At 66.2% G+C, this 25,068-nt stretch carries 21 protein-coding genes, 1 tRNA gene and 2 pseudogenes; 3 read left to right on the forward strand and 21 right to left on the reverse strand.

All coding sequences use genetic code 11. The features are described 5' to 3' along the window. The 4 genes and pseudogenes from MQH10_RS23965 to rpsL all read right to left on the reverse strand — a co-directional run. On the reverse strand, nucleotides 1-105 hold a 105-nt coding region (locus tag MQH10_RS23965), incomplete at its 3' end, for a GTP-binding protein (protein WP_242565071.1). 48 nt (nucleotides 106-153) lie between these two features. Further along, nucleotides 154-2,231: pseudogene (fusA, locus tag MQH10_RS23970) on the reverse strand (elongation factor G). A 102-nt stretch (nucleotides 2,232-2,333) separates the two neighbouring features. Beyond that, nucleotides 2,334-2,807, reverse strand: coding sequence for a 30S ribosomal protein S7 (gene rpsG, locus MQH10_RS23975; protein ID WP_242566503.1), 474 nt, complete (start codon nucleotides 2,805-2,807; stop codon nucleotides 2,334-2,336). A gap of 12 nt (nucleotides 2,808-2,819) precedes the next feature. After that, entirely contained in the window at nucleotides 2,820-3,191 is a 372-nt protein-coding gene (gene rpsL / locus MQH10_RS23980) for a 30S ribosomal protein S12 (protein WP_111278705.1), read from the reverse strand. 332 nt (nucleotides 3,192-3,523) lie between these two features. Here rpsL and MQH10_RS23985 point away from each other — a divergent pair, with 332 nt between their 5' ends. Further along, nucleotides 3,524-4,177, forward strand: coding sequence for a hypothetical protein (locus tag MQH10_RS23985; protein ID WP_242566504.1), 654 nt, complete (start codon nucleotides 3,524-3,526; stop codon nucleotides 4,175-4,177). Here the strand turns inward: MQH10_RS23985 and MQH10_RS23990 are convergent. From MQH10_RS23990 to rpoB, 3 genes are all read right to left on the reverse strand, one after another. Then, complete coding sequence (locus MQH10_RS23990) at nucleotides 4,174-6,147, reverse strand: alpha/beta hydrolase family protein (protein ID WP_242566505.1); 1,974 nt, start codon at nucleotides 6,145-6,147, stop codon at nucleotides 4,174-4,176. The two genes, MQH10_RS23985 and MQH10_RS23990, sit on opposite strands and share 4 nt — an antisense overlap. Before the next feature lie 326 nt (nucleotides 6,148-6,473). Continuing rightward, complete coding sequence (rpoC, locus tag MQH10_RS23995; RefSeq protein ID WP_242566506.1) at nucleotides 6,474-10,670, reverse strand: DNA-directed RNA polymerase subunit beta'; 4,197 nt, start codon at nucleotides 10,668-10,670, stop codon at nucleotides 6,474-6,476. A 95-nt stretch (nucleotides 10,671-10,765) separates the two neighbouring features. Further along, nucleotides 10,766-14,836: a DNA-directed RNA polymerase subunit beta gene (gene rpoB, locus MQH10_RS24000; RefSeq protein ID WP_242566507.1), complete on the reverse strand. Its 4,071-nt coding sequence runs from the start codon at nucleotides 14,834-14,836 to the stop codon at nucleotides 10,766-10,768. A gap of 429 nt (nucleotides 14,837-15,265) precedes the next feature. Here rpoB and MQH10_RS24005 point away from each other — a divergent pair, with 429 nt between their 5' ends. Then, on the forward strand, nucleotides 15,266-15,538 hold the full coding sequence (locus tag MQH10_RS24005; protein ID WP_242566508.1) for an usg protein: 273 nt from the start codon (nucleotides 15,266-15,268) through the stop codon (nucleotides 15,536-15,538). On the opposite strand, the gene MQH10_RS24010 is transcribed toward MQH10_RS24005, so the two are convergent. The 13 genes and pseudogenes from MQH10_RS24010 to MQH10_RS24070 form a co-directional block, all read right to left on the reverse strand. Continuing rightward, on the reverse strand, nucleotides 15,539-16,048 hold the full coding sequence (locus MQH10_RS24010; RefSeq protein WP_242566509.1) for a DUF2867 domain-containing protein: 510 nt from the start codon (nucleotides 16,046-16,048) through the stop codon (nucleotides 15,539-15,541). It abuts the gene before it with no gap. A 52-nt stretch (nucleotides 16,049-16,100) separates the two neighbouring features. Continuing rightward, nucleotides 16,101-16,907: a sterol desaturase family protein gene (locus MQH10_RS24015; RefSeq protein WP_242566510.1), complete on the reverse strand. Its 807-nt coding sequence runs from the start codon at nucleotides 16,905-16,907 to the stop codon at nucleotides 16,101-16,103. A gap of 89 nt (nucleotides 16,908-16,996) precedes the next feature. Beyond that, nucleotides 16,997-18,013 (reverse strand): helix-turn-helix domain-containing protein, encoded by a 1,017-nt coding sequence (locus tag MQH10_RS24020; RefSeq protein ID WP_242566511.1) that lies wholly within the window; start codon nucleotides 18,011-18,013, stop codon nucleotides 16,997-16,999. Between the two features lie 175 nt (nucleotides 18,014-18,188). Then, the gene (gene rplL / locus MQH10_RS24025) at nucleotides 18,189-18,572 is read right to left on the reverse strand and encodes a 50S ribosomal protein L7/L12 (protein WP_242566512.1); all 384 of its coding nucleotides are present in this window, start codon (nucleotides 18,570-18,572) and stop codon (nucleotides 18,189-18,191) included. A 42-nt stretch (nucleotides 18,573-18,614) separates the two neighbouring features. Then, nucleotides 18,615-19,130: a 50S ribosomal protein L10 gene (rplJ, locus tag MQH10_RS24030; protein ID WP_242566513.1), complete on the reverse strand. Its 516-nt coding sequence runs from the start codon at nucleotides 19,128-19,130 to the stop codon at nucleotides 18,615-18,617. Nucleotides 19,131-19,461: 331 nt separating this feature from the next. Next, a complete protein-coding gene (locus MQH10_RS24035; protein ID WP_242566514.1) occupies nucleotides 19,462-19,935 on the reverse strand; it encodes a nucleotidyltransferase family protein in 474 nt (157 codons plus the stop codon). A 3-nt stretch (nucleotides 19,936-19,938) separates the two neighbouring features. Next, entirely contained in the window at nucleotides 19,939-20,763 is an 825-nt protein-coding gene (locus MQH10_RS24040) for an enoyl-CoA hydratase-related protein (RefSeq protein ID WP_242566515.1), read from the reverse strand. 26 nt (nucleotides 20,764-20,789) lie between these two features. Further along, complete coding sequence (locus tag MQH10_RS24045) at nucleotides 20,790-21,986, reverse strand: acetyl-CoA C-acetyltransferase (protein ID WP_242566516.1); 1,197 nt, start codon at nucleotides 21,984-21,986, stop codon at nucleotides 20,790-20,792. Nucleotides 21,987-22,112: 126 nt separating this feature from the next. After that, nucleotides 22,113-22,801 (reverse strand): annotated as a pseudogene (rplA, locus tag MQH10_RS24050) (50S ribosomal protein L1). A gap of 3 nt (nucleotides 22,802-22,804) precedes the next feature. Further along, nucleotides 22,805-23,236, reverse strand: a complete 432-nt coding sequence (rplK, locus tag MQH10_RS24055) for a 50S ribosomal protein L11 (RefSeq protein ID WP_242566517.1) — start codon at nucleotides 23,234-23,236, stop codon at nucleotides 22,805-22,807. A 260-nt stretch (nucleotides 23,237-23,496) separates the two neighbouring features. Further along, nucleotides 23,497-24,066, reverse strand: coding sequence for a transcription termination/antitermination protein NusG (nusG, locus tag MQH10_RS24060; protein ID WP_242566518.1), 570 nt, complete (start codon nucleotides 24,064-24,066; stop codon nucleotides 23,497-23,499). A 5-nt stretch (nucleotides 24,067-24,071) separates the two neighbouring features. Next, the gene (gene secE / locus MQH10_RS24065) at nucleotides 24,072-24,383 is read right to left on the reverse strand and encodes a preprotein translocase subunit SecE (protein ID WP_242566519.1); all 312 of its coding nucleotides are present in this window, start codon (nucleotides 24,381-24,383) and stop codon (nucleotides 24,072-24,074) included. A gap of 69 nt (nucleotides 24,384-24,452) precedes the next feature. After that, nucleotides 24,453-24,528 (reverse strand) — tRNA-Trp (locus MQH10_RS24070). A gap of 187 nt (nucleotides 24,529-24,715) precedes the next feature. Here MQH10_RS24070 and MQH10_RS24075 point away from each other — a divergent pair. Continuing rightward, nucleotides 24,716-24,895, forward strand: a complete 180-nt coding sequence (locus MQH10_RS24075) for a hypothetical protein (protein WP_242566520.1) — start codon at nucleotides 24,716-24,718, stop codon at nucleotides 24,893-24,895. A gap of 77 nt (nucleotides 24,896-24,972) precedes the next feature. Here MQH10_RS24075 and MQH10_RS24080 read toward each other — a convergent pair. Continuing rightward, nucleotides 24,973-25,068 (reverse strand): EF-Tu C-terminal domain-related protein (locus MQH10_RS24080; RefSeq protein ID WP_242562802.1); only part of this gene is annotated, 96 nt, incomplete at its 5' end.

Genomic DNA, 25,068 nt, shown 5'->3' on the forward strand with positions numbered 1-25,068 from the left:
CGTGATGGTGATCGCAGCCGTCAGCGTCGTCTTCCCATGGTCAACGTGACCAATCGTGCCGATGTTGCAGTGCGGCTTAGTGCGTTCAAACTTCTCTTTAGCCATTTCAAGCTCCAGCCCTGTCCGGGCTTGTCCTCTAAACTAGGGTTGGGGTTAGGCGTACTTCTTGATCACTTCGTCGGCGACGTGTTGCGGCACCGGATCGTAGTGGTCGTATTGCATCGTGAATTGCGCCCGGCCCTGAGACATGCCCCGCAGGGTGTTCACATAGCCGAACATGTTCGCCAGCGGCACGAAGGCGTTGACGACGGTCGCGTTGCCGCGGACGTCCTGGCCTTGGATCATGCCGCGACGGCCGTTCAGGTCGCCGATGACGGAGCCCAGATACTCTTCCGGGGTCACGACCTCGACGGCCATGATCGGCTCGAGCAGCTTCGGGGCGCCCTTTTCACGAGCTCCTTGAAGGCCGCGCGCGAGGCGATTTCGAAGGCCAGAACCGAGGAGTCGACGTCGTGGTAGGCGCCGTCGATCAGGGTCGCCTTGAAGTCGATCAGCGGGAAGCCGGCGAGCAGGCCGTTGTCCTTGACCGACAGCAGGCCCTTTTCCACGCCGGGGACGTATTCCTTGGGAACCGCGCCGCCCACGATGGAGCTTTCGAACACGAAGCCCGAACCCGGCTCGCCCGGTTCGAACACCAGCTTGACGCGGGCGAACTGGCCCGTACCGCCGGTCTGCTTCTTGTGGGTGTAGTCGATCTCGGCCTTGCGGCCCAGGCTCTCACGATAGGCCACCTGCGGCGCGCCGATATTGGCTTCGACCTTGTAGGTCCGCTTCAGGATGTCGATCTTGATGTCCAGGTGCAGCTCGCCCATGCCCTTCAGGATCGTCTGGCCCGACTCATGGTCGGTGGAGACGGTGAAGGACGGATCCTCGGCGGCCAGCTTCTGCAGGGCGACGCCCAGCTTTTCCTGGTCAGCCTTGGACTTGGGCTCGACGGCGATCTCGATGACCGGGGCCGGGAACTCCATCTTTTCCAGGATCACCGGCGACTTGTTGGGGTCGCACAGGGTGTCGCCGGTCCGGGTGTCCTTCAGGCCCGCCAGGGCGACGATGTCGCCGGCGAAGGCTTCCTTGATGTCTTCCCGGTTGTTGGAGTGCATCAGCAGCATGCGGCCGACCCGCTCGCGCTTGTCGCGCGTCGAGTTCATCAGGCCCATGCCGGTTTCGAGCTTGCCCGAATAGATGCGGCAGAAGGTCAGCGAGCCCACGAAGGGGTCGTCCATGATCTTGAACGCCAGGACCGACAGCGGTTCGTCGTCGGAGGCATGACGGACGATCGGCTCTTCCGTCTTGAAGTCGATGCCGACGGTCGGCGGAATGTCCACCGGCGAGGGCAGATAGTCGACGACGGCGTCGAGCAGGGGCTGCACGCCCTTGTTCTTGAAGGCCGAGCCGCAGAGGATCGGATAGAAGGCGCCGGTCAGCACGGCCTTGCGGATGCACTTCTTGATGGTGGCTTCCGAGGGCTCTTCGCCGCCGAGATAGGCTTCCATCGCCTCGTCGTCGAGTTCGACGGCGTTCTCGATCAGGTAGTGGCGAGCTTCCTCGGCCTTGGCCTGCAGGTCGGCCGGAATCTCTTCGTCGTGGAAGTTCGCGCCCAGGCCGTCATTGTCCCAGATCACGGCCTTCATGCGGACCAGGTCGACCAGGCCCTTCAGGTTCGTTTCCGAACCGATCGGGAACTGGATCGGAACCGCCTTCGCGCCCAGACGGTCGCGGATGGATTCCACCGACTTGTCGAAGTCGGCGCCGATCTTGTCCATCTTGTTGACGAACACGATCCGCGGAACCTTGTACTTGTCGGCCTGACGCCAGACGGTCTCGGTCTGCGGTTCGACACCGGCGTTGCCGTCCAGCACCGTCACGGCGCCGTCGAGCACGCGCAGCGAACGTTCGACTTCAATGGTGAAGTCCACGTGGCCGGGGGTGTCGATGATGTTCAGGCGCTTTTCGTTCCAGAACGCAGTCGTCGCGGCCGACGTGATCGTGATGCCGCGTTCCTGTTCCTGGTCCATCCAGTCCATGGTGGCCGCGCCATCATGGACTTCGCCGATCTTGTGGCTCTTGCCGGTGTAATAGAGAATCCGCTCCGTCGTCGTCGTCTTGCCCGCGTCGATGTGGGCCATGATGCCGAAGTTGCGGTAGTCTTCGATTTTGTGCGCGCGGGGCATAGCGGAAGCTCTGCTGGTAATAGCGTTCGGGGATGTCAGAACGGACAGCGCGGGCGGTTTAGCCTAAACCGCCCGCGCCGTGAAGCGATGGATGTGCTGGTGTTACCAGCGGTAGTGCGAGAAGGCCCGGTTGGCTTCGGCCATCTTGTGCGTGTCTTCACGCTTCTTGACGGCCGAACCGCGGTTGGACGCCGCGTCGAGCAGTTCGCCGGCCAGCTTGTCGGTCATGGTGTTCTCGCCGCGCTTGCGCGCCGCGGTCACGAGCCAACGGATGGCGAGCGCCTTGCGGCGATCGGGACGAACTTCGACGGGCACCTGATAGGTGGCGCCGCCGACCCGGCGGGAGCGGACCTCGATCGCAGGCGCGACGTTTTCCAGGGCCGAGTGGAAGGTTTCCAGGGGACCCTGGTCCTTGCGCTTGGCTTCGAGGATGTCGAAGGCGCCATAGATGATGTTTTCGGCGACGGCCTTTTTGCCCTCGTACATCACATAGTTCATGAACTTCGTGACGGTCAGATCCCCGAACTTGGGATCCGGCAGGACTTCACGTTTCTCAGCGCGGCGGCGGCGGGACATTCTTCTTCTTCCTTACTTAGGACGCTTGGCGCCGTAGAGCGAACGGCGCTGCTTGCGGTCCTTGACCCCTTGGGTGTCGAGCACGCCGCGCAGGATGTGATAGCGGACACCCGGAAGGTCCTTAACCCGGCCGCCGCGGATGAGCACGACGGAGTGCTCCTGCAGATTGTGGCCTTCGCCCGGGATGTAGCACACCGCTTCGATGCCGGTGGTCAGACGCACCTTGGCGACCTTACGAAGCGCGGAGTTCGGCTTCTTCGGGGTCGTCGTATAGACGCGGGTGCAAACACCACGGCGCTGGGGGCAGCCCTTAAGGGCCGGCACCTTGTTGCGCACCGGCTTGTTCTGCCGGGGCTTGCGGATGAGCTGGTTGACTGTTGGCATCTAATCTCTGCTCTGGAGGCGTGTGCCGTTTGGCCGTGGCGCCTCGATGGGGTCGGTGTTGACTTAGGTTTCGAAGCCCCCCGATGAACGCAAAAACTCGCCGGCGCGCGATGGTTTGCGTTCCGGCGGGTCAGGACGTCCTGGAAGGGACGAACCATTCATCGGGACCAGGGACGACTCCCCGGCCTCGAAAGGAGCGCGGTTCATACTCGGGAAGGCCTGTGACGTCAACGGCGCGGTAACAACCGCGCCCGCGCCCGGTTTCCGCCATGAAATGGCCCCGCCCGCCCGAAAGGGTCAAGCTCGGGTTTGGGGGTCGGAGGGGACACGCCATGGGGAGTTCCGACCGTCGTCGGATCACCGCCGTCGTGGCGGTGTCCGCGGCCCTGCACCTGGGGCTGCTGGGCCTCTTGGCGCTGCAGCGTCCGACGCTCAGGGGCCCTGCCCTGCCCCCGCCGATCCTCGACGTCACCCTGGCCCCGTTCTATCTCTTCGAGCCGGACGCCAAGGGGCGTCGCGCCCGCGCGCCGCTGCGGGCCCGGATCAGCCGCCCGCTGGAGGGCGCCTCTCCCGTGGCGCCGATCTACGCTGCGCCCGTTGTGTCGCCCCACGGCGCGCCGGGCCTGATGACCGGCGTGGGCGCCGCCGATCACCCCGCCCCCCTGCCCGGCGCCGGCCAGGCCTCGCTGGGTATGGTCCTGCGCAAGGGGGGCGTCGGCTGCGCCACCCCCGACCTGCCCGGCATGACCCAGGCCGACCGCGATCGCTGTCTGGAGCAGCTGGGCGCCGGTGCGCGCCAGGCCGCCTACAAGGGCCTGGGCCTCAGCAAGGAGAAGCAGGCCCAGTTGGACGCCGCGGCCGCCGCCAAGGATCGCTACATCAAGTACCGCGACGCCCCCCTCGCCCCGGGCCTGGCCCCCTCCGACGCCCCCGGAGGCCTGACCGGCCTGGGCGGCTTCCCGCACGAGGGCAAGATCCCGTTCTAGGGAGTGACCGGCAGGTTCTTGGCCAGGAACGCCCCAAGCGTCTCGAGCATCTGAGTGCGGGTCGCAGACTGCATGAGATAGTGGTCGGCCCCCGGCAGCACGATGTACTCCGCCGGCCGGCCTGACGCCTTCAAGGCCTCCGCCATCGCCTTGGATTGAGCCGGAGGCGCCACGGTGTCGTGTTCGCCATGCATCAGCAGGATTGGCGCCCGGATGTTCGCCGCCTGATCCACGGGCGACGTCGCCTTGACCTGGGCCAGGCTGGCCTCGCCAATCGCCCGGAGCCAGGCGCCCAGCCCGACGCTGTCGGCGCCGTAGCCATGAACCGCCTGGTTGTTGAGCTGGCCAATGTCGACCAGACCGCCGATGGAGACGGCGCATCGATAGGCTTCCGGATGCAGCGCCGCCCCCGCCAAGGCCTCATACCCCCCGAAGCTCCGCCCAACGATGCACACCCTTGCCGGATCTATCTCGCCGGTGGCGGCGGCCGCGGCGATGGCGTCCAGCAGATCGGTCTGAACCTTGCCGCCCCATTCGCCATGACCGGCCTTTTCGAAGGCCGAACCAAAGCCCGCCGCCCCCCGGAACTGCGGCCTCAGGACCGCATATCCCCGCGTCGCAATGTATTGGGTCAGCCAATCGAAGTCGTCGGCGTCCTGGCCGCCTGGGGCACCGCGCGGAAGCACGACGAGAGGCAGATGGGCCCCGACGTCCTTGGCGCCTGGCGGCAGCGTCAGATAGGCCAGCATGTCGAGCCCGTCGCGGGCCTTGTAGTTCAGGACCTTTGTCAGACCAAAGGTGACGCCCTTCAGCTCGGGGTAGCTCTCTCCTAGCGGCGAGATTTCCTTTTTCGTCCGGTCGAAGAGATACCACTGCGGCGGGGTCGCCCCGCCGCTGACTCTGACCAGCAACCTGCTGCGATCCACGGACCAGCTGACTGGATCGGCGTTCAAGCCCTTGAAGACCTTCGACAGCGTGGCAGCGGCTGCGCCCAGGTCGGGATCGAGCCACTCCGTGGCCCCGCCCTGTCCGCCAGGGACGAGCCCGACCGCCGTCGCCTTTGCGCGGTCCCAGACCAGGGCCACTGATCCACGCACCGGAGCGCCGACCGGCCGCACCTCGCCATCGGAAAGCCGGCGGCGCGTCATCTGGGCCACGCCCCCCTCGTCGTGGAGCAGATACACCGCATCGTCAGGCGCGGAGTAACCTCGAAAGCTTGCGCGCGCGGAGAGGTCCTGGCTCGGAAGGATTGGCGTCCATTGGCTCCCGCCCTTGGCGCGACCGTAAAGCGCGTATTTGTGCGTCAGCTCATCGACATCCTCGCGGACGCGGACCTCGCCGGACAGATCGACGTCCCAGCCGGCTGTGTCGAAATCGCCAAGTTCGACCAGGGCGCCCTTACCCGTGAGAGGATCGACCCGAATGAGGGCTGGCACGAATATGCGTTCCTCGCCCTTGCGTTTCAGGTGGGTATTGTTGGATCCCTCCGGCCCGGATGACACGCGAACCCCGATCATCATCGCCTGCGGGGCCGGCCCTTCGGTGATCTGGAAGACGCGCTGCCGCACCAGCGCCTGGGACGCCATGTCCCCCTGGAGCAGCTGCGTCACGACGTGGGCCTTGGTGTCGACGGTAAGGTTTCGCTCGAAGCGGTACGACGCCTTAGACCCCACCTGATCCCATTTGGCGATCCTGACGATGGCGTGGTCGTTCCCCGCCCAGATCACGTCCTCCGGTTCCACGTCCCCCAATCCCAGGAGGGGCAGATCGGGCTGATCGATCTTGGCGAAGCTCAGGGTTCGCACCTCTGGCGTGCCGCCTAAAATGGCGATGGTCTGGCCATTCGGCGAGATGGCCGCGTCATATACGCTGGGCTGTCGCCCGAAGGCGGAGGCCGGCGGCGGAGTCTGTGCCAATGAGACGCCATTGAGCGCGACGGCTAGAGCCGCCCCCATGAAAAGCAGCTTCAAGATGTCCCCCGCACAACGCTAGCTGGCGGACGCTATCGAGACCTCAGCCCGGACACAAGCTTCGAGAGTGAGGGAAATTTCTGCAACTCCGCGCAAAAAAAAGACCCGCGTCCTGGAGAAGACGCGGGGTTCAGTGGGGGTCGGATCTGATTGTCCGGCGGCGTCGCCGGAACACGAGTCACACTCTAAAGGTGACGCCTCCGTCACCTTTGACTCAGATCAAACGTCCCGCCCCGGACGCCGAATTTCCACCGCCCGCCGCATAAGAAAACGGCCCGAGATCGCTCCCGGGCCGTTCGCAGGTCTGGACGTCACGTCGAAGGCGATCAGCCCTCGACGGTCTCGGCCGCCGCCTCGATGGCGATGGCTTCCGGCAGGGGCTCCATCGCCTCTTCGCGGCTGGCGCTGAGCGCCTCGTCCCGCTTGGCGGCGATCCGCTGGAGGTTGCGCAGATACGAGCCCGTGCCCGCCGGGATCAGGCGGCCCACGATCACGTTCTCCTTCAGCCCTTCCAGGGTGTCGGTCTTGCCCTGCACCGAAGCTTCGGTCAGCACGCGGGTCGTTTCCTGGAAGGACGCCGCGGAGATGAAGCTGCGGGTCTGCAGGGACGCCTTGGTGATGCCGAGCAGCACGGGCTGGGTGAGCGCCGGGCGGCCGCCACGGGCCTCCGCCTTGGCGTTCTCGTCGTCCACTTCGATCTTATCGAGGTGATCGCCCTTGAGCAGGCCGGTGTCGCCCGGCTCGAGGATCTCGACCTTCTGCAGCATCTGACGAACGATCGTCTCGATGTGCTTGTCGTTAATCGGCACGCCCTGGAGGCGATAGACCTCCTGGATCTCGTCCACCAGGAACTCGGCCAGCGCCTCGATGCCCTGAATGCGCAGGATATCGTGCGGGTCCGGGTTGCCGTCGATCAGGTACTCGCCCTTGCGGATGATGTCCCCGTCGTGGACGGCGATGTGCTTGCCCTTCGGGATCAGGAACTCGACCGCCTCGCCACCGTCTTCCGGGGTGATCTTGATGCGGCGCTTGTTCTTGTAGTCGCGACCGAATTCGACGCGGCCGTCCATCTCGGCGATGACCGCGCAATCCTTCGGACGGCGGGCTTCGAAGAGTTCGGCGACGCGCGGCAGACCACCGGTGATGTCCCGGGTCTTGGCGCTTTCGGTCGACATACGGGCCAGCACTTCGCCCGGCTTGATCTCGTCGCCGTCGCCGACGGAGAGAATGGCCCCCACCGGCAGCAGGTAGCGGGCTTCACCGCCGTTGGAGATGCGCTTGTAGGCGCCGTCGGCGTCGAGCACGGCCATGGACGGACGCAGGTCCGTGCCCTTGGTCGAGGCGCGCCAGTCGATAACCACGCGATTGGAGATGCCAGTGGCTTCGTCGGCTTCCTCGCGGACGGAGACGTTTTCCACCAGGTCTTCGAACCGGATGCGGCCGCCGACTTCGGTGATGATCGGGGTCGAATAGGGGTCCCACTCGGCCAGACGCTGGCCGCGCTTGACCTTGTCGCCGTCCCGAACCTTCAGGCGCGCGCCGTAGGGCGGCTTGTAGGCTTCGCGATCCTTGCCATCGACCTGAACGACGAGCTGCAGGTTGCGGCTCATGCAGATCAGTTCGCCGTCCGGCGCCACCACGGTGTTGCCGCCCGAGATCTTCACCACACCATTGTTGGTGCTTTCGAAGAAGGACTGCTCGGCCACCTGGGCGGTGCCGCCGATGTGGAAGGTCCGCATGGTCAGCTGGGTGCCCGGCTCGCCGATCGATTGGGCGGCGATGACGCCGACCGCTTCGCCGATGTTCACCGGGGTGCCGCGGGCCAGGTCGCGGCCGTAGCAGGTCGCGCAGACGCCGTTCTTGGCTTCGCAGGTCAGGATCGAGCGCACCTTCACCGACTGGACGCCGGCGTTCTCGATGACTTCGCACATGTCTTCATCGAGATAGGTGTCGGCGGGGATGATGATCTCGCCGGTGTTCGGATCCTTGATGTCCTCGCCGGCCGAACGGCCCAGGACGCGCAGGCCCAGCGAGACGAGGACGTCGCCGCCCTCGACCACGGCCCGCAGGGTGATGCCCCGGGTGGTGCCGCAGTCTTCCTCGTTGATGATGCAGTCCTGCGCCACGTCCACCAGACGACGGGTCAGGTAACCCGAGTTGGCGGTCTTCAGCGCGGTGTCGGCCAGGCCCTTACGGGCGCCGTGGGTGGAGTTGAAGTACTCCTGAACGGTCAGGCCTTCCTTGAAGTTCGAGATGATCGGGGTCTCGATGATCTCGCCGGACGGCTTGGCCATCAGGCCGCGCATCCCGCCGAGCTGCTTCATCTGGGCCTGCGAACCGCGGGCGCCGGAGTTGGCCATCATGAAGATCGAGTTGATCTCGTTCTCACGGCCCGTGACGGCGTCACGCTCCGCGGTGGAGATCTCGAGCATCATCTCGTCGGCGACGCGGTCGGTGGCCTTGGCCCAGGCGTCAACGACCTTGTTGTACTTCTCGCCCTTGGTGATCAGGCCGTCGGCGTACTGCTGCTCGTATTCCTCGACCAGCGCACGGGTCTCGGCCACGATCGGCTTCTTGCGTTCCGGAATGACGATGTCGTCCTTGCCGAAGGAGATGCCGGCCTTGGCCGCTTCCTTGAAGCCCAGGCCCATCATCTGGTCGGCGAAGATCACCGTCGCCTTCTGACCGCAGTGCCGATAGACGGTGTCGATCAGATTGCCGATTTCCTTCTTGGTCAGGTTCTTCTCGAGAAGCCGGTGACCAACCGCAGGGTGATGCGGGAACAGGGCGACGATCTTCATCCGGCCAGGCGTCGTGTCGATCACCTTGCGGACCAGAACGCCGTCGGCGTTCATCTCGGTGTGGCGCGCCTTGATCTTGGAGTGCAGCGAGACCACGCCGGCGTCGAGCGCCGCGTCGATTTCACCGAGATCAGCGAAGGCCTTGCCCTCGCCCGGCTCGCCGTCCTTGGCCAGGGACAGATAATAGAGGCCCAGAACGATATCCTGCGACGGCACGATGATCGGGCGACCATTGGCGGGCGACAGGATGTTGTTGGTGCTCATCATCAGCACGCGCGCTTCCAGCTGGGCTTCCAGCGAGAGCGGCACGTGGACGGCCATCTGGTCGCCGTCGAAGTCGGCGTTGAAGGCGGCGCAGACCAGCGGGTGAAGCTGGATGGCCTTGCCCTCGATCAGCTTGGGCTCGAACGCCTGGATGCCCAGACGGTGCAGGGTCGGCGCGCGGTTGAGCAGGATCGGGTGCTCGCGGATCACCTCGTCCAGGATGTCCCAGACGGCCGGTTGTTCGCGTTCCACCATCCGCTTGGACTGCTTGACGGTGCCCGACAGGCCCTTGGCGTCCAGGCGCGCATAGATGAACGGCTTGAACAGTTCGAGCGCCATCTTCTTCGGCAGGCCGCACTCATGCAGCTTCAGCTCGGGACCAACGACGATAACGGAGCGGCCCGAATAGTCGACGCGCTTGCCGAGCAGGTTCTGACGGAAGCGGCCCTGCTTGCCCTTCAGCATGTCGGCCAGGGACTTCAGCGGGCGCTTGTTGGCGCCGGTGATGACCCGGCCGCGACGGCCGTTGTCGAACAGGGCGTCGACGGATTCCTGCAGCATCCGCTTTTCGTTGCGGATGATGATGTCCGGCGCGCGCAGCTCGATCAGGCGCTTCAGGCGGTTGTTCCGGTTGATGACCCGGCGATAGAGGTCGTTCAGGTCGGAGGTCGCGAAACGACCGCCGTCCAGCGGCACCAGCGGGCGCAGTTCAGGCGGGATCACCGGGACCACCGTCAGGACCATCCACTCGGGCTTGTTGCCGGACTCGATGAAGCTCTCGATCAGCTTCAGGCGCTTGGACGCCTTCTTCAGCTTCATTTCCGACGTGGTGGTGAGGAGCTCCTCACGCAGCTTGTCGGCTTCCTTCGGCAGGTCCAGCGCCTTGAGCAGGCCCTGGACGGCTTCGGCGCCGATCTCGGCCGTGAAGCTGTCGTCGCCGAACTCGTCCTGGAAGCGCATGTACTCGTCTTCCGACAGCAGCTGGTGCTGCTTCAGCGGGGTCAGGCCCGGCTCGGTGACGATGTAGTACTCAAAGTACAGGACGCGCTCGATGTCCTTCAGCGCCATGTCCAGCATCATCGAGATGCGGCTGGGCAGCGACTTCAGGAACCAGATGTGGGCGACCGGCGAAGCCAGTTCGATGTGGCCCATCCGCTCGCGCCGGACGCGGGCCAGGGTCACCTCAACGCCGCACTTTTCGCAGATGATGCCCTTGTACTTCATGCGCTTGTACTTGCCGCACAGGCACTCGTAGTCCTTCGTCGGACCGAAGATCCGCGCGCAGAACAGGCCGTCACGTTCGGGCTTGAACGTCCGGTAATTGATGGTCTCGGGCTTCTTGATCTCGCCGAACGACCACGAACGGATCTTTTCAGGCGAGGCCAGAGCGATGCGGATGCGGTCAAAGGTCGGAGCGGCCTGGACCGGATTGAAGATATTCAGGACTTCCTGGTTCATTGGATATCCAGTTCGTCAGTATTTTCAGGAGCGAAGCGGGAGGAGCTGACGGGCCCCTCCCCTCGCGTGACGACGGCGGCGGGTAGGAACCGCGCCTAGCTGTTTTCCAACTCCACGTTCAGGCCCAGGGAACGCATTTCCTTGACCAGAACGTTGAAGCTTTCCGGGATACCGGCCTCGAAGGTGTCGTCCCCGCGGACGATGCTCTCGTAGACCTTGGTCCGGCCAGCCACGTCGTCGGACTTCACCGTCAGCATTTCCTGCAGGGTGTAGGCGGCGCCGTAGGCTTCCAGAGCCCAGACTTCCATTTCCCCGAAGCGCTGACCGCCGAACTGGGCCTTACCGCCCAGCGGCTGCTGGGTGACCAGGCTGTACGGACCGATGGACCGGGCGTGGATCTTGTCGTCGACCAGGTGGTGCAGCTTCAGCATGTAGATGTAGCCGACCGTGACCGGACGCTTGAACTGCTCGCCGGTCTGACCATCGTACAGGATCGACTGACCGGAGCGGGCCAGGCCCGCCTTTTCCAGCAGGTTCTCGATGTCGTCGATGTGGGCGCCGTCGAAGACCGGGGTCGCGAAGGGCACGCCCTTGGACAGGTTCTTCGCCAGCTCGATCAGTTCTTCCTCGGTGTCCGGCAGTTCCTGGTCAGGGCCATAGATGCCCCGCAGGTGATCGATCAGGGCCTGCTTCTGGCCGCCGTTCTGCCAGGCTTCCAGCAGGTCGGAGATCTGCTTGCCGAGGCCCGCGGACGCCCAACCCAGGTGGGTTTCGAAGATCTGACCGACGTTCATGCGCGACGGCACGCCCAGCGGGTTCAGCACGATGTCCACATTGGTGCCGTTGGCGAGGTAAGGCATGTCCTCGATCGGCAGGATCTTGGAGATGACCCCCTTGTTCCCGTGACGGCCGGCCATCTTGTCGCCCGGCTGCAGCTTGCGCTTCACCGCCACGAACACCTTGACCATCTTCATCACGCCAGGCGGAAGTTCGTCGCCGCGCTGCAGCTTGTCGACCTTGTCCTCGAAGCGGCGGTCCAGACGCTTGCGGGCCTCGTCGAACTGGCGGCGCATGGCCTCCAGCTCGCCCATGGCCTTCTCGTCGTCCAGCGCGATCTGCCACCACAGGCCGGGCGCGATCTCTTCCAGCTTCTCCAGCGTGACTTCGCCACGGCCCAGGCCCTTGGGGCCCGAGACGGCGGTCTTGCCGACGATCAGCTGACGCAGACGCGAGGTCATGTTGCGGTTCAGGATGCCGAACTCGTCGTCGCGGTCCTTGCCCAGACGGTCGATTTCAGCCCGTTCGATGGCGAGCGCGCGTTCGTCTTTGTCGACGCCGTGCCGGTTGAACACCCGGACCTCGACGATCGTCCCGGCGACGCCCGGGGGCAGACGCAGGGAGGTGTCGCGGACGTCGGAGGCCTTTTCACCGAAGATGGCGCGCAGGAGCTTTTCTTCCGGCGTCATCGGGCTCTCGCCCTTCGGGGTCACCTTGCCGACCAGGATGTCGCCCGGCAGGACCTCGGCGCCGATCGCCACGATGCCGGCTTCGTCGAGGTTGCGCAGGGCTTCCTCGCCGACGTTCGGGATGTCGCGGGTGATCTCTTCCGGGCCCAGCTTGGTGTCGCGGGCCATGACTTCGAATTCCTCGAGGTGGATCGAGGTGAAGACGTCGTCGCGCACGATCCGCTCGGAGATCAGGATCGAGTCTTCGAAGTTGTAGCCGTTCCAGGGCATGAAGGCGACGAGGGTGTTCCGGCCAAGGGCCAGTTCACCGAGCTCCGTCGACGGGCCGTCGGCGATGACGTCGCCGGCCTGGATCTTATCGCCCACGCGGACCAGCGGACGCTGGTTGATGCAGGTCGAGGTGTTGGAGCGCTGGAACTTCTGCAGGCGGTAGATGTCGACGCCGGCCTTGGTCGGATCGGTCTCTTCCGTCGCGTGGACGACGATACGCGTGCCGTCGATCTGCTCGACCACGCCGGAGCGGCGGGCGACGACCACGGCGCCGGAGTCGCGGGCCACGATGGCTTCCATGCCGGTGCCGACCAGGGGCGCATCCGACTGGATGAGCGGCACGGCCTGCTTCTGCATGTTCGAGCCCATGAGGGCGCGGTTGGCGTCATCGTTTTCCAGGAACGGGATCAGTGACGCGGCCACGGAGACGACCTGCTTCGGCGACACGTCCATCAGGTCGACGTCGGCCTTGGGCAGCAGCGAGGGTTCGCCGTTGATCCGGCCGGGGACCAGGTCCTCGACGATCTCGCCGTTCTCCAGCTTGATGTTGGCCTGGGCGATGACGTGCTTGGCCTCTTCCATCGCGGACATGTAGACGACCTCTTCGGTCGTCTTGCCGTCCTTGATCCGGCGGTAGGGGCTCTCGATGAAGCCGTACTTGTTCACCACCGCGTGGGTGGCGAGCGAGTTGATCAGGCCGATGTTCGGGCCTTCCGGCGTCTCAATGGGGCAGATCCGGCCGTAGTGGGTCGGGTGCACGTCGCGGACTTCGAAGCCGGCGCGCTCGCGGGTCAGACCGCCCGGGCCAAGCGCCGAGAGGCGGCGCTTGTGGGTGATTTCCGACAGCGGGTTGGTCTGGTCCATGAACTGCGAGAGCTGCGAGGAGCCGAAGAACTCCCGCACCGCCGCAGCCGCCGGCTTGGCGTTGATCAGGTCGTGCGGCATGACCGTGTCGATATCGACCGAGCTCATGCGCTCCTTGATCGCGCGTTCCATGCGCAGCAGGCCGACGCGGTACTGGTTTTCCAGGAGTTCGCCGACCGAACGGACCCGGCGGTTGCCGAGGTTGTCGATGTCGTCGATTTCGCCGCGGCCGTCGCGCAGACCCACCAGGGTCTTCAGCACCGCCAGCACGTCGTCCTTGCGGACCACGCGGACGTCGTCGGGGCAGTCGAGTTCCAGACGCATGTTCATCTTCACGCGGCCGACCGACGAAAGGTCGTAGCGCTCGCCGTCGAAGAACAGCGACTTGAACATGGCCTCGGCCGCTTCCACGGTCGGCGGCTCGCCAGGACGCATGACGCGATAGATGTCGAACAAGGCGTCTTCACGGGCCGAGTTCTTGTCGATGCGCAGGGTGTTGCGCATGTAGGCGCCCATGGTCACCTCGTCGACGTCGAGGACGTCGAGGGTGGTGAAGCCCTGCTCTTCCAGCGAGGCCAGCAGCGCCACGTCGAGCTCGTCGCCGGCTTCGGCGTAGATCTCACCGGTGGTGAAGTTGACCAGGTCGCGGGCCAGGTAGCGGCCCATCAGGGCTTCCGGCGCCAGCAGCAGGGTCTTGAGGCCCGCGTCGGCGAACTTCTTGGCGTTACGGGCGGAGATCTTCTGGCCGGCCGGGGCGACTTCCTCGCCGGTGTCGGCGTCGATCAGGGCGAAGTCCGGCTTCACGCCGCGCCAGCGTTCCGGCTTGTAGGGGGTGGCCCAGCCGCCCTGCTTCTTCTCGTAGGGCACGGTGTCATAAAAGGTGCCGAGGATTTCCTCGCCGTCCATGCCGAGCGCCATCAGGAAGGTGGTGGCGGGCAGCTTGCGGCGGCGGTCGATGCGGACATAGACGATGTCCTTGGCGTCGAACTCGAAGTCGAGCCAGGAGCCGCGATAGGGAATGACGCGGGCGGCGAACAGGAGCTTGCCCGACGAGTGGGTCTTGCCCTTGTCGTGGTCGAAGAACACGCCCGGCGAACGGTGCATCTGCGAGACGATGACCCGCTGGGTGCCGTTGACGATGAAGGTGCCCTTGTCGGTCATGAGCGGGATGTCGCCCATATAGACGTCCTGCTCCTTGATATCCTTCACGGAGCGGGCGCCGGTCTCTTCGTCGGTCTCGAACACGATCAGGCGCAGCTTGACCTTCAGCGGCGCGGCGAAGGTCATGTCACGCTGGACGCATTCCTCGACGTCGTACTTCGGCTCCTCGAACTCGTAGGAGACGTATTCGAGGACGGCGCGTTCGTTGAAATCCTTGATCGGGAAGACGGACTTGAAGACCGCCTCGATCCCCTCGTCACGACGTTCGCCGGCGCGCACTTCGCGCTGCAGGAACTGTTCGTAGGAAGAGCGCTGAACCTCGATCAGGTTCGGCATCTGCACGGCTTCGGGGATGCGGCCGAAAGAGTAACGGATCCGCTTCTTTCCGGTGAAGGATTGTGCCATTTTATTCCCTTGATCGACGTGCGGAACGGTTTCCACGCGTCAGGTCTTTAGATCCCGCGTCCACCCTCGAACGTCCCTTGCGGGACGCCGGACGCTGGAGGCCCCTGTACGCCAGGGGCGTTCCCTCGCATGGCCGGAGGGTAGCGGGCCATGCCTCGGAACTTAGGCGCGCGAAAGACTCGCGTCTGAGACGAATCGTAATTTCGCGAAGGACGGCAAATAGGCGTTCTGGTTCGAGATGGGAAGCCCCCTTTTCACAGAAACCTCACGGGCGCCCGGGGATTTGGCGCCCATCACCGGCAGCAGCCACCCCGACCGAGCGCTAACACACGGAAACTATTGATCCTTTCCGCCAGCCCGCGACAAGATCGGGGCATGGGGCGCGAGTCGATCCCGCTGGCGCGCCCCCGGCCAAGGAAAGGTGCGCGCATGAAGGTGTCTCCAGAGTTCGAACTGCAGATCCAGGGCTATGGCCTGACCACGGCCGAGATCCTCTATCGGATGCCCGATCACCCTGCCCTGCTGCAGAGCTATATCTGGCAGGAGTATGATCTGTTCCCTCAGTTTCCGAACCTGAGGAAGTTCCTCGACTTCTGGAGCCACAAGCTGGACGGCGTGCTGCACACCATCACCGTCGCCCACAACCGCCTGATCAAGCCCGCCGAGTTCAAGGCCGTCGACGGGCTCTTCAAGCTCAACTGATCAGATCGGCTGACGGCGCATCATGGTCGCCACCAGGAACGGGTGAAACCGCCCGACCGGGATCATGTAGATGCGCCCCAGCAGGTTGTGGGTCTGGACCAGGGCCGAGACCACATAGGTCGGAGGGTTCGCACCCGTTCGCCGCAGATAGGAAATCCGGACGTCCAGGTGGCTGTCCTCGATGACCAGCACCAGTTCGTCGGCCTCGATCGCCTCGATGGTGAAGATGCTGAAGCGGTCGCCGACCTGGTATCCTTCCGCGCCCGCCGGGTGGCGGGCCTTGATCCGGCCGACGGTCTTGAGCCCGAGCGGTCCGACGATCCGGTCGCGCAGCCGCAGCAACCCCTCGGCCCAGGCCGGCGTCGTGCCCTGCGCCCGCTCGGCGATCTGGACGGCCGTCAGGCTGGCGTCGGACAGGCCGGCCTCCCAGGCGTCGAGATAGGTCGCCGTGGCGACCCTGGCCTGCAGTCGGCTCTCGGGCGGGAAAGGGATCTTCCGGACAGACGGCATGGCGGGACCTCCTTGGCCGAGGCCCCACCTTACGCCATCCAGGCGGACCGCCTCAGGCCGATTGGCCGAGAGGAGCCTCGGATGCGACGGCCGGCTTGCCTGCCACCGCGGCGAAGCGGGCGTGATACTGGGGATGCTCCGTCCCCATCCACCGGTCCCACCAGGTGAACCAGGGCGCGTAGTTCCACCCCGCCTGGCCATGGTGCAGGTCGTGATGCACGCTGGTGGTCAGCCAGTCGAACATCGGCCGGCCGTCCGCGCGGGCCGGCATCAGCTCATAGCCGGCGTGCAGCAGAGTGTTGCGGAAGATTTGGTGCAGCATGAACAGGCCGGTCACCGGCCAGGGGGTCGGCACGATCATCGGCCAGAGCAGGACGAACAGCACCATCAGGAAGGCCTCGCCCAGGTCGAAGCTGTAGGCCGTGAACGGGGACGGATTATTGCTGCGGTGATGGCGCCGGTGGGTGTGGCGGAACAGGCGCGGGCGATGCATGGCCCGGTGCACCCAGTAGATATAGGCGTCCTGGCCGACGATCATCAGGCCGAGGCTCACCCAGAACCAGACCGGCCCCCAGGACCGCGCGAGGTCGGCCAGGGGATAGAGGCCGGCGCGGGACATGAGGGTGATCCCGATCCCCACCGTCGAAAACACCACGATCGAGCGGATCGAATAGAGGAACTCTGAGGCCAGCTGGCGGTTCGGCGGCGTGTCGCTGCGGATCTTGCGGCCGGCCATCACCCCGCGCAGCGCCACCCAGAGCACCAGCCAGACAGCGACGGCGAAGATCACATAGCGACGGACATCCACCGTCATATTGCCCAGCCACAGATGGCCGATGTCACGGATCAAGGCGTCCATGGAACCTCCCTTTCGGTTGTTCCGTCAGGAGGTCGGAGGCAGGTCGCGGCGTCTCGCCGATTTCCGCGAGCCCCTCGCCGATTCCGAAATCAGCCGGGGTCTTCCAGATCCGGCGAGCCGCCCAGGGCCTGGCGGCGCCAGGCGGTGGGGGTCGCGCCGGTCGCGGCGCGGAAGGCGCGATTGAAGGGCCCGAGCGACCCGTATCCGAGGTCGAAGGCGATCGCCGCCACCGTCTCGCCGGCCTGGGCCGGATCAGCCAGCCGCGCCTTGGCGGCGTCGATCCTGTGGCTGTTCACGAAGTCGGCGAAGTTGCGATGCCCGAGCCGCTGGTTGATCAGCCGGCGCAGGCGGTGTTCGGGAACTTCGATCTGGCTCGCGACCGCCCCGATGGTCAGCCCCTCGCGCCGCCATCCGCCCGCGGCCATCAACTCGTTCAGCCGCTGCAGGGTCTGGCGCTCGAGCGCGTCGGCGCGGGGATCGACGGTGAGCGCCGGGCGCGGGACGGCGCCGAACACAGAGGGGCGCGGCTGCAGGAAGAGGACCGCGGTCGCCACCATCAGGACGGCCAGTATGGCCGCGCCCAGGGGCTGGCCGGCGGAGATCAAAATCCACGGTCCCTTGGGATCGAGCTTGTAGATCAGGGCCGCGGCGACATCGACGACCGCGAACATGGCGCCGAATCCCAGGGTCAGGGCCCGCAGCCGCCGCCGCGTCTCCAGGAGGTCCCCGCTCCACCCCCGCGCGATGATCAAGACGGCGTGCAGGCTTAGCAGCCCCCCGGCCACATTGCGGGCCGCCCACATCCAGTCCCTTAGCGGCAGGGGCGCCAGTTCTGTCAGCGCCCCTGTGATCAGCAGCAGGGCGGCCGGCGCCAGATTGCCCCGGGTCAACGGCCGATCCTCGAACACCACCAGCACGAACAGCCAGAACAGCCCGGCGACCGGATGGGCGGGCAGCAACAGCAGGTCGGACCGCCCGAACGCGGCCCAGAGGCTGTGGGATTCGGTGATAAGCCAGGCAATCAGGCTCAGGCTGACCAGGGCCGTGGCGATCCGCGCATGGCGGGCCAGAGGGCTGCGCGCGAAGCTGATCCCGGCGACGGCCATGGCGCCCGCCGCGATCCCGCGGACAAAGATATCGAGGGTTGCGAGCCGCGCGTCCACACCGCGAGCCTAGCACGGCGCCTGGACCAGGAAAGCCCGGATCGCGCGCACGAAAAAGGGGCCGGGATTGCGCCCGGCCCCTCGATCTACTCAACCGCGCGAACGCGCGGCGACCATCTTACTTGATGGTGACGGTCGCGCCGGCTTCGGTCAGCTTCTTGGCGACTTCGTCGGCGACTTGCTTGGAGACGTTCTCGACGACGTTCTGCGGAGCGCCTTCGACCAGGTCCTTGGCTTCCTTCAGGCCGAGGTCCGGACGGACGCCGCGGACTTCCTTGATCACGTTGATCTTCTTGTCGCCGCCGGCGGTCAGAACAACGGTGAACTCGGTTTGCTCTTCGGCGGCTTCGGCCGGAGCAGCGGCGCCACCGCCAACGGCGGCCACGGCGACCGGAGCGGCGGCGGAGACGCCCCACTTTTCTTCCAGCAGCTTGGACAGCTCAGCGGCTTCCAGGACGGTCAGGGCGGAGAGGTCTTCGACCAGCTTTTCAAGCTTCGACATTTGGGTTCAGTCCTTTGATAGGGTGTGTTCGGAAGATGACGATCAGGCGGCGTCTTTGGCGGCGTAAGCCGACATGACGCGCGCGAGCTGTGCCGCCGGCGCCTGCAGAACGCCCGCGACCTTGGTCGCCGGAGCTTGCACGAGGCCGATGATCTTGGCGCGGAGCTGGTCGAGGGACGGCAGAGTCGCCAGAGCGCTCACACCGGACTTGTCCAGAACCTGTTGACCCATGAAGCCGCCGATGATGGCGAGCTTCTCGTTCTCCTTGGCGAACTGGGTCGCGACCTTGGCGGCGGAGACAGGGTCCGGCGCATAGGCGATGGCGACAGGGCCGGTGAAGAGGGCGTCGCCCGCCTCGCCGATCGAACCGTCCAGAGCCTTTTGAGCCAGGGTGTTCTTCACCACCTTCAGCTGGGCGCCTTCCTTGCGGAGGCGGCCCCGAAGATCGGTCATTTCCGCAACGGTCAGACCCAGATTGTGGGTCACGACCACGGCGCCGGCGTTCTCGAAGACGCCCTTAAGCGTTCCGATGAACTCCTGCTTTTGAGCGCGGTCCATTGCGGTCTCCATACTCAGGTCCGGCCCCGGGACGATTCCCGAGACCGCAAAATGACCTCGCGCGCAGGCAAGCCCGCGCTTTGAGATCAGCCTGTCCTTGAGAAGCCGCAGTCTCCACGCCCGCGCCGCAGTGCGGCCGGACGGCGAAACCTCATCTTCCCGTCTCCCTGCGACCGGGGGAAGGCTCTCCCCCCGCGTTACGGCCCCCGGTGACCCCGGCGACCTCGTAGTTCATGGACAGGATCGGGGGGCTTGGCCCCCCAACCCGCTTCCCCTGGCGGAGAAGCGAAACTATAGAAGGCGCGGCTCTTACACGGGAACGCCGGGGAACTCAACCGCCCTTCCCCAGGTCTTCGAGATGGCGCGCCTTGGCCAGGTCCTTGGGACGCCCGAACCGGCGCAGGATTTGCGCCTGCTCGGCCAGGCCAGGCGCCGGCCACAGGCCGCCGGCCGCCTCGAAGCGCACCGGGCTGAGGACCGTGAGCCGTCGCCACGCGCCCGCTTCCCGGATCTCCAGGTCGCCCATGGTCTCCACCGCACCTTGCGGAAAGGCGAACCGGGCGAAACGCGACCGGAAGGGGCCGTTCGGCGGCGGCGGCTCACCCGGCCTGCGCCAGGCCGCCCAGAGGCCTTCCAGGCGCGCCGCGCCCGCGTCGGTCGTGACGATATCGAGGTCCGCGCAGTCGGGCCAATCCACCCCGGCCAGGATCATGGCGGCGCTGCCGATCACAGCCCAGGGCTCGCTCAGCGCCTCCAGGTCAGGCCACAGCCGGGCCAGCAGCGCGGTCAGCTCCGCCCCGGTCATGCCTCACCCCGTCCAGACCGCCTTGCGCTTCTCGGACCAGGCTTTCACGCCCTCGCGATAGTCCGGGGCCTTGATCATCTCCTCCAGCAGGCGCTCGGCCGCCTGGACGGAGGCTGCGGCGTCGCGGTGCAGGTCGCGATAGATCTGGCGTTTGGTCTCCCGCGCCGAGCCGGGTGCGACCCCGTCGGCCAGCATCCGCGCATAGGCCATGACCTCGCCCATCAGGGCGTCCGGCGCGACGAGGCGGTTGAGGAAGCCCATGGCCATCGCCTCCTCCGCCGTGAACACCCGGCTGGACAGGAGAATGTCATTGGCGTGGGTCAGGCCGACGATGCGGGGCAACACCCAGGACAGGCCGAACTCGGCCGGGAAGTTGAACCGGCCATGCGCCGCTGTGAACTTCGCCCCAGCTGCCGCGAACCTCAGATCGGCGAAGGCCGCCAGCACCAGGCCTACGCCCGCCGCCGGGCCGTTGATCGCCGCGAGGATCGGCTTCCCCACGCCGAAGTGGTAGGCGAAGCTGGCGTCAAAGGCCGGGTCCACACCGAACCCCGGATTGGCGATGTCCTCCGGGGTGCCGGCGTCATAGCGCCCCTTCTCGGCGTGACCGTCCAGCGCGCCGAGATCGGCTCCGGCGCAGAAGGCCTGCCCCTCCGGATCGCCGGTGACCACGATCACCCGCACCTTGGGATCGAGATCCGCCTCCCGCAGGATCCAGCGGTATTCGGTGTGCATCCGCCCGGTCCAGGCGTTGCGTCGCTTGGGCCGGGCCAGGGTGACGACGGCGATCCCATCCTCGACCTCATAGCGGGTGGCTTTGAGCTCCATGACCGCCTCCCCTGCCCGCTCGCCCGCTAGGCCCGCTCGAAGATCGCCGCGATGCCCTGGCCGCCGCCGATGCACATGGTCTCCAGGCCGTACTTGCCGTCCCGGCGCTGCAGCTCGCGCAGCAGATTGGCCAGGATGCGGCCGCCGGTGGCGCCGATCGGGTGGCCGAGGCTGATGCCCGAGCCGTTGACGTTCAGCCGGTCGCGTTCGTCCCAGCCCCAGCCCTTGAGCACGGCCAGCACCTGAGGCGCGAAGGCCTCGTTCAGTTCGACGAGGTCGATGTCGTCCCAGCCCATGCCGGTGCGGGCGAACAGGCGCTCGACCGCCGGCACCGGGCCGATGCCCATGCGCGACGGCTCGCAGCCGGCGGCCGCCCAGCTGACAAACCAGCCCATGGGATCGAGGTTCAGTTCGGCCAGCTTGTCCTCCGACACCACCAGGCAGGCGGCGGCGGCGTCGTTCTGCTGGCTGGCGTTGCCGGCGGTGACAACGCCGTTCTTCTCGATGGCGCGCAGTTGGCCCAGGCTCTCCGGCGTCGCGTCAGCCCGGACGCCCTCGTCCTTGGCGAAGATGATCGGGTCGCCCTTCTTCTGCTTCACCGCGACCGGCACCAGCTCGTCGTCGAACTTGCCGGCCGCCCAGGCGGCGGCGGCGCGCTGGTGGCTCATGGCGGCGTATTCGTCGCATTCCTCGCGGGAGATCTGATAGTCGCGCGCCAGATTGTCGGCGGTCTCGATCATGCCGGAGATCACCCCGAAGCGCTCGATCGGCTGGCTCATCACCCGGCCGCGCTGCAGGCGGTCATGCATGGTGACCGAGCCCATGCGCGCGCCGTTGCGCATGTCGGTGGTGTAGTACTCGACATTGCTCATGCTCTCGACGCCGCCGGCCACGACCACGTCGGCGACGCCGGTCTGGACCATCATCGCCGCGTCGATCACCGCCTGCAGGCCCGAGCCGCAGCGGCGGTCCAGCTGATAGCCCGGCACCGAGATCGGCAGGTCGGCGGCCAGCGCCGACCAGCGGGCGATGCAGGGCGCCTCGCCCGAGCCATAGCCCTGGGCGAAGATCACGTCGTCAATGCGGCTGGGGTCGATCTTGGTGCGCGCCACCAGCTCGCGCAGGATCACCGCGCCGAGCTCGCCCGCCGTCATGCTGGCCAGGCTGCCCTGGAACTTTCCCACCGCGGTGCGGATCGGGGAGACGATGGCGGCGCGTTTCATGGGAGTTCCTCCAGCGGGTTTTCACCGTCAGTGAAGTCCGCGAAGGCGCCGGTCAAGTGCGGCCAGACACGAAGAAGGGCGCGACGTCGCCGCCGCGCCCTTCCCGAAGTCTTCAGATCAGATCGATCAGGCGCCGACGGAGCCGGTGTCGATCTTGAAGCCCGGGCCCATGGTGGACGAGAGGCTGATCTTCTTGATGTAGGTGCCCTTGGCGCCGGTCGGCTTGGCCTTGTTCAGGGCGTCGACCAGAGCGCGGACGTTGGCCAGGATGGCTTCGTCCGAGAAGCTGGCCTTGCCGATGCCGGCGTGGATGATGCCGGTCTTCTCGGTGCGGAACTCGATGGCGCCGCCCTTGGCGTCCTTCACGGCCTGAGCCACGTTGGGCGTCACGGTGCCGACGCGCGGGTTCGGCATCAGGCCGCGCGGGCCCAGCACCTTACCCAGACGGCCGACCAGGGCCATCATGTCCGGCGTGGCGATCACGCGGTCGAAGTCCATGAAGCCGCCCTGGATGCGTTCCACCAGGTCCTCGGCGCCGACGACGTCGCGCCGGCGGCGGTGGCTTCGGCAGCCTTGGCGTCCTTGGCGATGACCGCGACGCGCACGTCACGACCGGTGCCCGAGGGCAGCGAGACCACGCCGCGGACCTGTTGGTCGGCGTGACGCGGGTCGACGCCCAGATTGACGGCGATCTCGATGGACTCGTCGAACTTGGCCTTGGCGTTGGCCTTGACCAGCTTCACGGCGTCGGTGGCGGAATGAGCGGCCAGACGGTCGCCGGTCCAGGCCTGAATGCGCTTGGCTTGCTTGCTCATGGCTTAGGCCTCCACGATCTGCAGGCCCATCGAACGGGCCGAGCCCTCGATGATCTTGGCCGCGGCGTCGATGTCGTTGGCGTTCAGGTCCTTCATCTTCTGCTCGGCGATCGCCACCAGCTGAGAGCGGGTGATGGTGCCGGCCGAGTCACGGCCCGGAGCCTTGGAGCCGGACTTCAGACCAAGGGCTTCCTTGATGAAGTGGGTCGCGGGCGGGGTCTTGGTGATGAAGGTGAAGGACTTGTCCTGATAGACGGTGATGACCGTCGGCAGGGGCGTGCCCTTCACTTCCTTCTCGGTGCGCGCGTTGAACTCCTTGCAGAAGCCCATGATGTTCACGCCGCGCTGACCGAGCGCCGGCCCGATGGGCGGCGAAGGCGTGGCGGAGCCCGCCTTAACCTGCAGCTTGATATAGCCCAGAATCTTCTTGGCCATGTTCTCCTCTTTGACCGGAATCCGGTCTGTTGAGCCGTGGTGCGGAGATTGGCGCTCCTCCCACGGATTTGAACCGCGACCGGATACCCCGGCGCGGCGAAGGGCGGGCTCTTAGCAGGGCCGGGCCCGCGAGACAACCTTGCAAGGTCGCGCGAGCTCCGCCTCCGCTCATCCCCGCGTAGGCGGGGACCCATTGGGACTAGGATGACCTCGAACGCCGCTTGGGTTCCCGCCTGCGCGGGAATGAGCGACGTATGGAATCAGGCGGTCTTTTCGACCTGGCCGTATTCCAGCTCGACCGGCGTGGCGCGGCCGAAGATGGAGACGGTGACCCGCAGGCGGGCACGCTCCTCGTCGACCTGTTCGACCGAGCCGTTGAAGCTCGCGAACGGACCGTCGGTGACGCGGACCTGCTCGCCGATCTCGAAGGAGATGGTGGGCTTCGGCCGCTCCACGCCCTCTTCGATGGCGCCGATGATGCGCGCGACTTCCTTTTCCGAAACCGGCATCGGCTTGTTCTGGCTACCCAGGAAGCCGGTGACCTTCGGGGTGTTCTTGATGAGGTGGTAGGCCTCGTCGGTGAGCTCCATCTTCACCAGGACATAGCCCGGGAAGAACTTGCGCTCGGCGTTGACCTTGCGGCCGCGGCGGATCTCGACGACGTCCTCGGTCGGCACCAGGATATCGGAGAAGGTGTCGTCAAGGCCCTGATTGTGGGCCTGCTCACGGATCGACTCCGCCACCTTCTTCTCGAAGTTCGAGTAGGCGTGGACGATGTACCACTTGTGGCGCGGGTTGGCGGCCACGGGGGACTGGGTCTCGGCGTTCATTGCTCTTATCCCGCCTTCGCGAATTTCAGGACCAGGCCGACGAGGAAGCCGATCAGGGCGTCCGCGCCGAACAGGAAGGCCGAGGCCATCACCACCATGATGGCGACCATCACCGAGGTGATCCAGGTCTCCTTGCGGCTCGTCCAGGTGATCTTGCGCGCCTCGGCGCGGACTTCCCGGAAGAACTGGGCGGGGCTGGTGCGCTTCTTGGGGGCCGCCGCCGGCTGGGCCAGGGCGGACGCCGGCGCCATGGCCGCGGCCGTCTTGGCGGCGCGATTTTTCATCGCTTGCGGCGTTGAACCCGGTTTCCTGGCCATCAAGGCGTCTCGACACTCTCTAGATAGGGGCGGCGGACCTCCGCGCCCCGGTCTTACATAGTTATAGATTGGCAGGAGTGGAGGGACTCGAACCCACGACCCTCGGTTTTGGAGACCGATGCTCTACCAGCTGAGCTACACTCCTACTGACCCTCCCCTTGCGGGGCCGGTCTCCGGAACAATGAACAGCGCGCCGGAAAGGTGTTGAGCCTTCCGGCGCGCTCGGCTCATCGCCGGAGCCGCGCGGTTTAGCAGCGCGCCTGCGTCGGAGCAAGAGCGGCTGCGCAGGATCGAATGTCGCTGGGCGGACGTTCCTGTCGCAGGAGGAAACCATGCCCCGATCGCCTGCCTCGGAAGACCTCGCCCGCAACCGCGACGACGCCCAGAAGCCCGGCGTCCCGCCCCGGCCCAGCACCGAGCCGGCGGGCGCGGAGGGCTCGAGCCGCTCGTCCAAGACCGCGACCGACCCCGCCACCGGCGCGCCGGCCCCTGCCCCGCCCCGGCCCGGCTGACTGCGCATAAGCAAAGGCCGCCGAGGTTTCCCTCGGCGGCCTGATCTTTGTGTCGTTCCGTCAGATGACGGAGCGGATTACTCGACGATCTTCGACACCACGCCGGCGCCGACGGTCCGGCCGCCTTCGCGAATGGCGAAGCGCAGGCCCTGGTCCATGGCGATCGGGGTGAT

It is taken from the genome of Phenylobacterium aquaticum (genome assembly GCF_022695515.1).
In the GTDB taxonomy this organism is placed as follows: domain Bacteria; phylum Pseudomonadota; class Alphaproteobacteria; order Caulobacterales; family Caulobacteraceae; genus Phenylobacterium; species Phenylobacterium aquaticum.

Bases quoted from the DNA above. Each gene is read 5' to 3' on its own strand.
- rpsG (WP_242566503.1), bottom strand. From the start codon at position 2,807: ATGTCCCGCCGCCGCCGCGCTGAGAAACGTGAAGTCCTGCCGGATCCC.
- MQH10_RS24045 (WP_242566516.1), bottom strand. From the start codon at position 21,986: ATGAAACGCGCCGCCATCGTCTCCCCGATCCGCACCGCGGTGGGAAAG.
- rplL (WP_242566512.1), bottom strand. From the start codon at position 18,572: ATGTCGAAGCTTGAAAAGCTGGTCGAAGACCTCTCCGCCCTGACCGTC.
- rpoC (WP_242566506.1), bottom strand. From the start codon at position 10,670: ATGAACCAGGAAGTCCTGAATATCTTCAATCCGGTCCAGGCCGCTCCG.
- MQH10_RS24020 (WP_242566511.1), bottom strand. From the start codon at position 18,013: ATGGCCGTCGCCGGGATCAGCTTCGCGCGCAGCCCTCTGGCCCGCCAT.
- rplJ (WP_242566513.1), bottom strand. From the start codon at position 19,130: ATGGACCGCGCTCAAAAGCAGGAGTTCATCGGAACGCTTAAGGGCGTC.
- rpoB (WP_242566507.1), bottom strand. From the start codon at position 14,836: ATGGCACAATCCTTCACCGGAAAGAAGCGGATCCGTTACTCTTTCGGC.
- MQH10_RS24075 (WP_242566520.1), top strand. From the start codon at position 24,716: ATGCCCCGATCGCCTGCCTCGGAAGACCTCGCCCGCAACCGCGACGAC.
- MQH10_RS24010 (WP_242566509.1), bottom strand. From the start codon at position 16,048: ATGCCGTCTGTCCGGAAGATCCCTTTCCCGCCCGAGAGCCGACTGCAG.
- rplK (WP_242566517.1), bottom strand. From the start codon at position 23,236: ATGGCCAAGAAGATTCTGGGCTATATCAAGCTGCAGGTTAAGGCGGGC.
- nusG (WP_242566518.1), bottom strand. From the start codon at position 24,066: ATGAACGCCGAGACCCAGTCCCCCGTGGCCGCCAACCCGCGCCACAAG.
- MQH10_RS24040 (WP_242566515.1), bottom strand. From the start codon at position 20,763: ATGGAGCTCAAAGCCACCCGCTATGAGGTCGAGGATGGGATCGCCGTC.
- MQH10_RS24005 (WP_242566508.1), top strand. From the start codon at position 15,266: ATGAAGGTGTCTCCAGAGTTCGAACTGCAGATCCAGGGCTATGGCCTG.
- MQH10_RS23985 (WP_242566504.1), top strand. From the start codon at position 3,524: ATGGGGAGTTCCGACCGTCGTCGGATCACCGCCGTCGTGGCGGTGTCC.
- rpsL (WP_111278705.1), bottom strand. From the start codon at position 3,191: ATGCCAACAGTCAACCAGCTCATCCGCAAGCCCCGGCAGAACAAGCCG.
- MQH10_RS24035 (WP_242566514.1), bottom strand. From the start codon at position 19,935: ATGACCGGGGCGGAGCTGACCGCGCTGCTGGCCCGGCTGTGGCCTGAC.
- secE (WP_242566519.1), bottom strand. From the start codon at position 24,383: ATGGCCAGGAAACCGGGTTCAACGCCGCAAGCGATGAAAAATCGCGCC.
- MQH10_RS24015 (WP_242566510.1), bottom strand. From the start codon at position 16,907: ATGGACGCCTTGATCCGTGACATCGGCCATCTGTGGCTGGGCAATATG.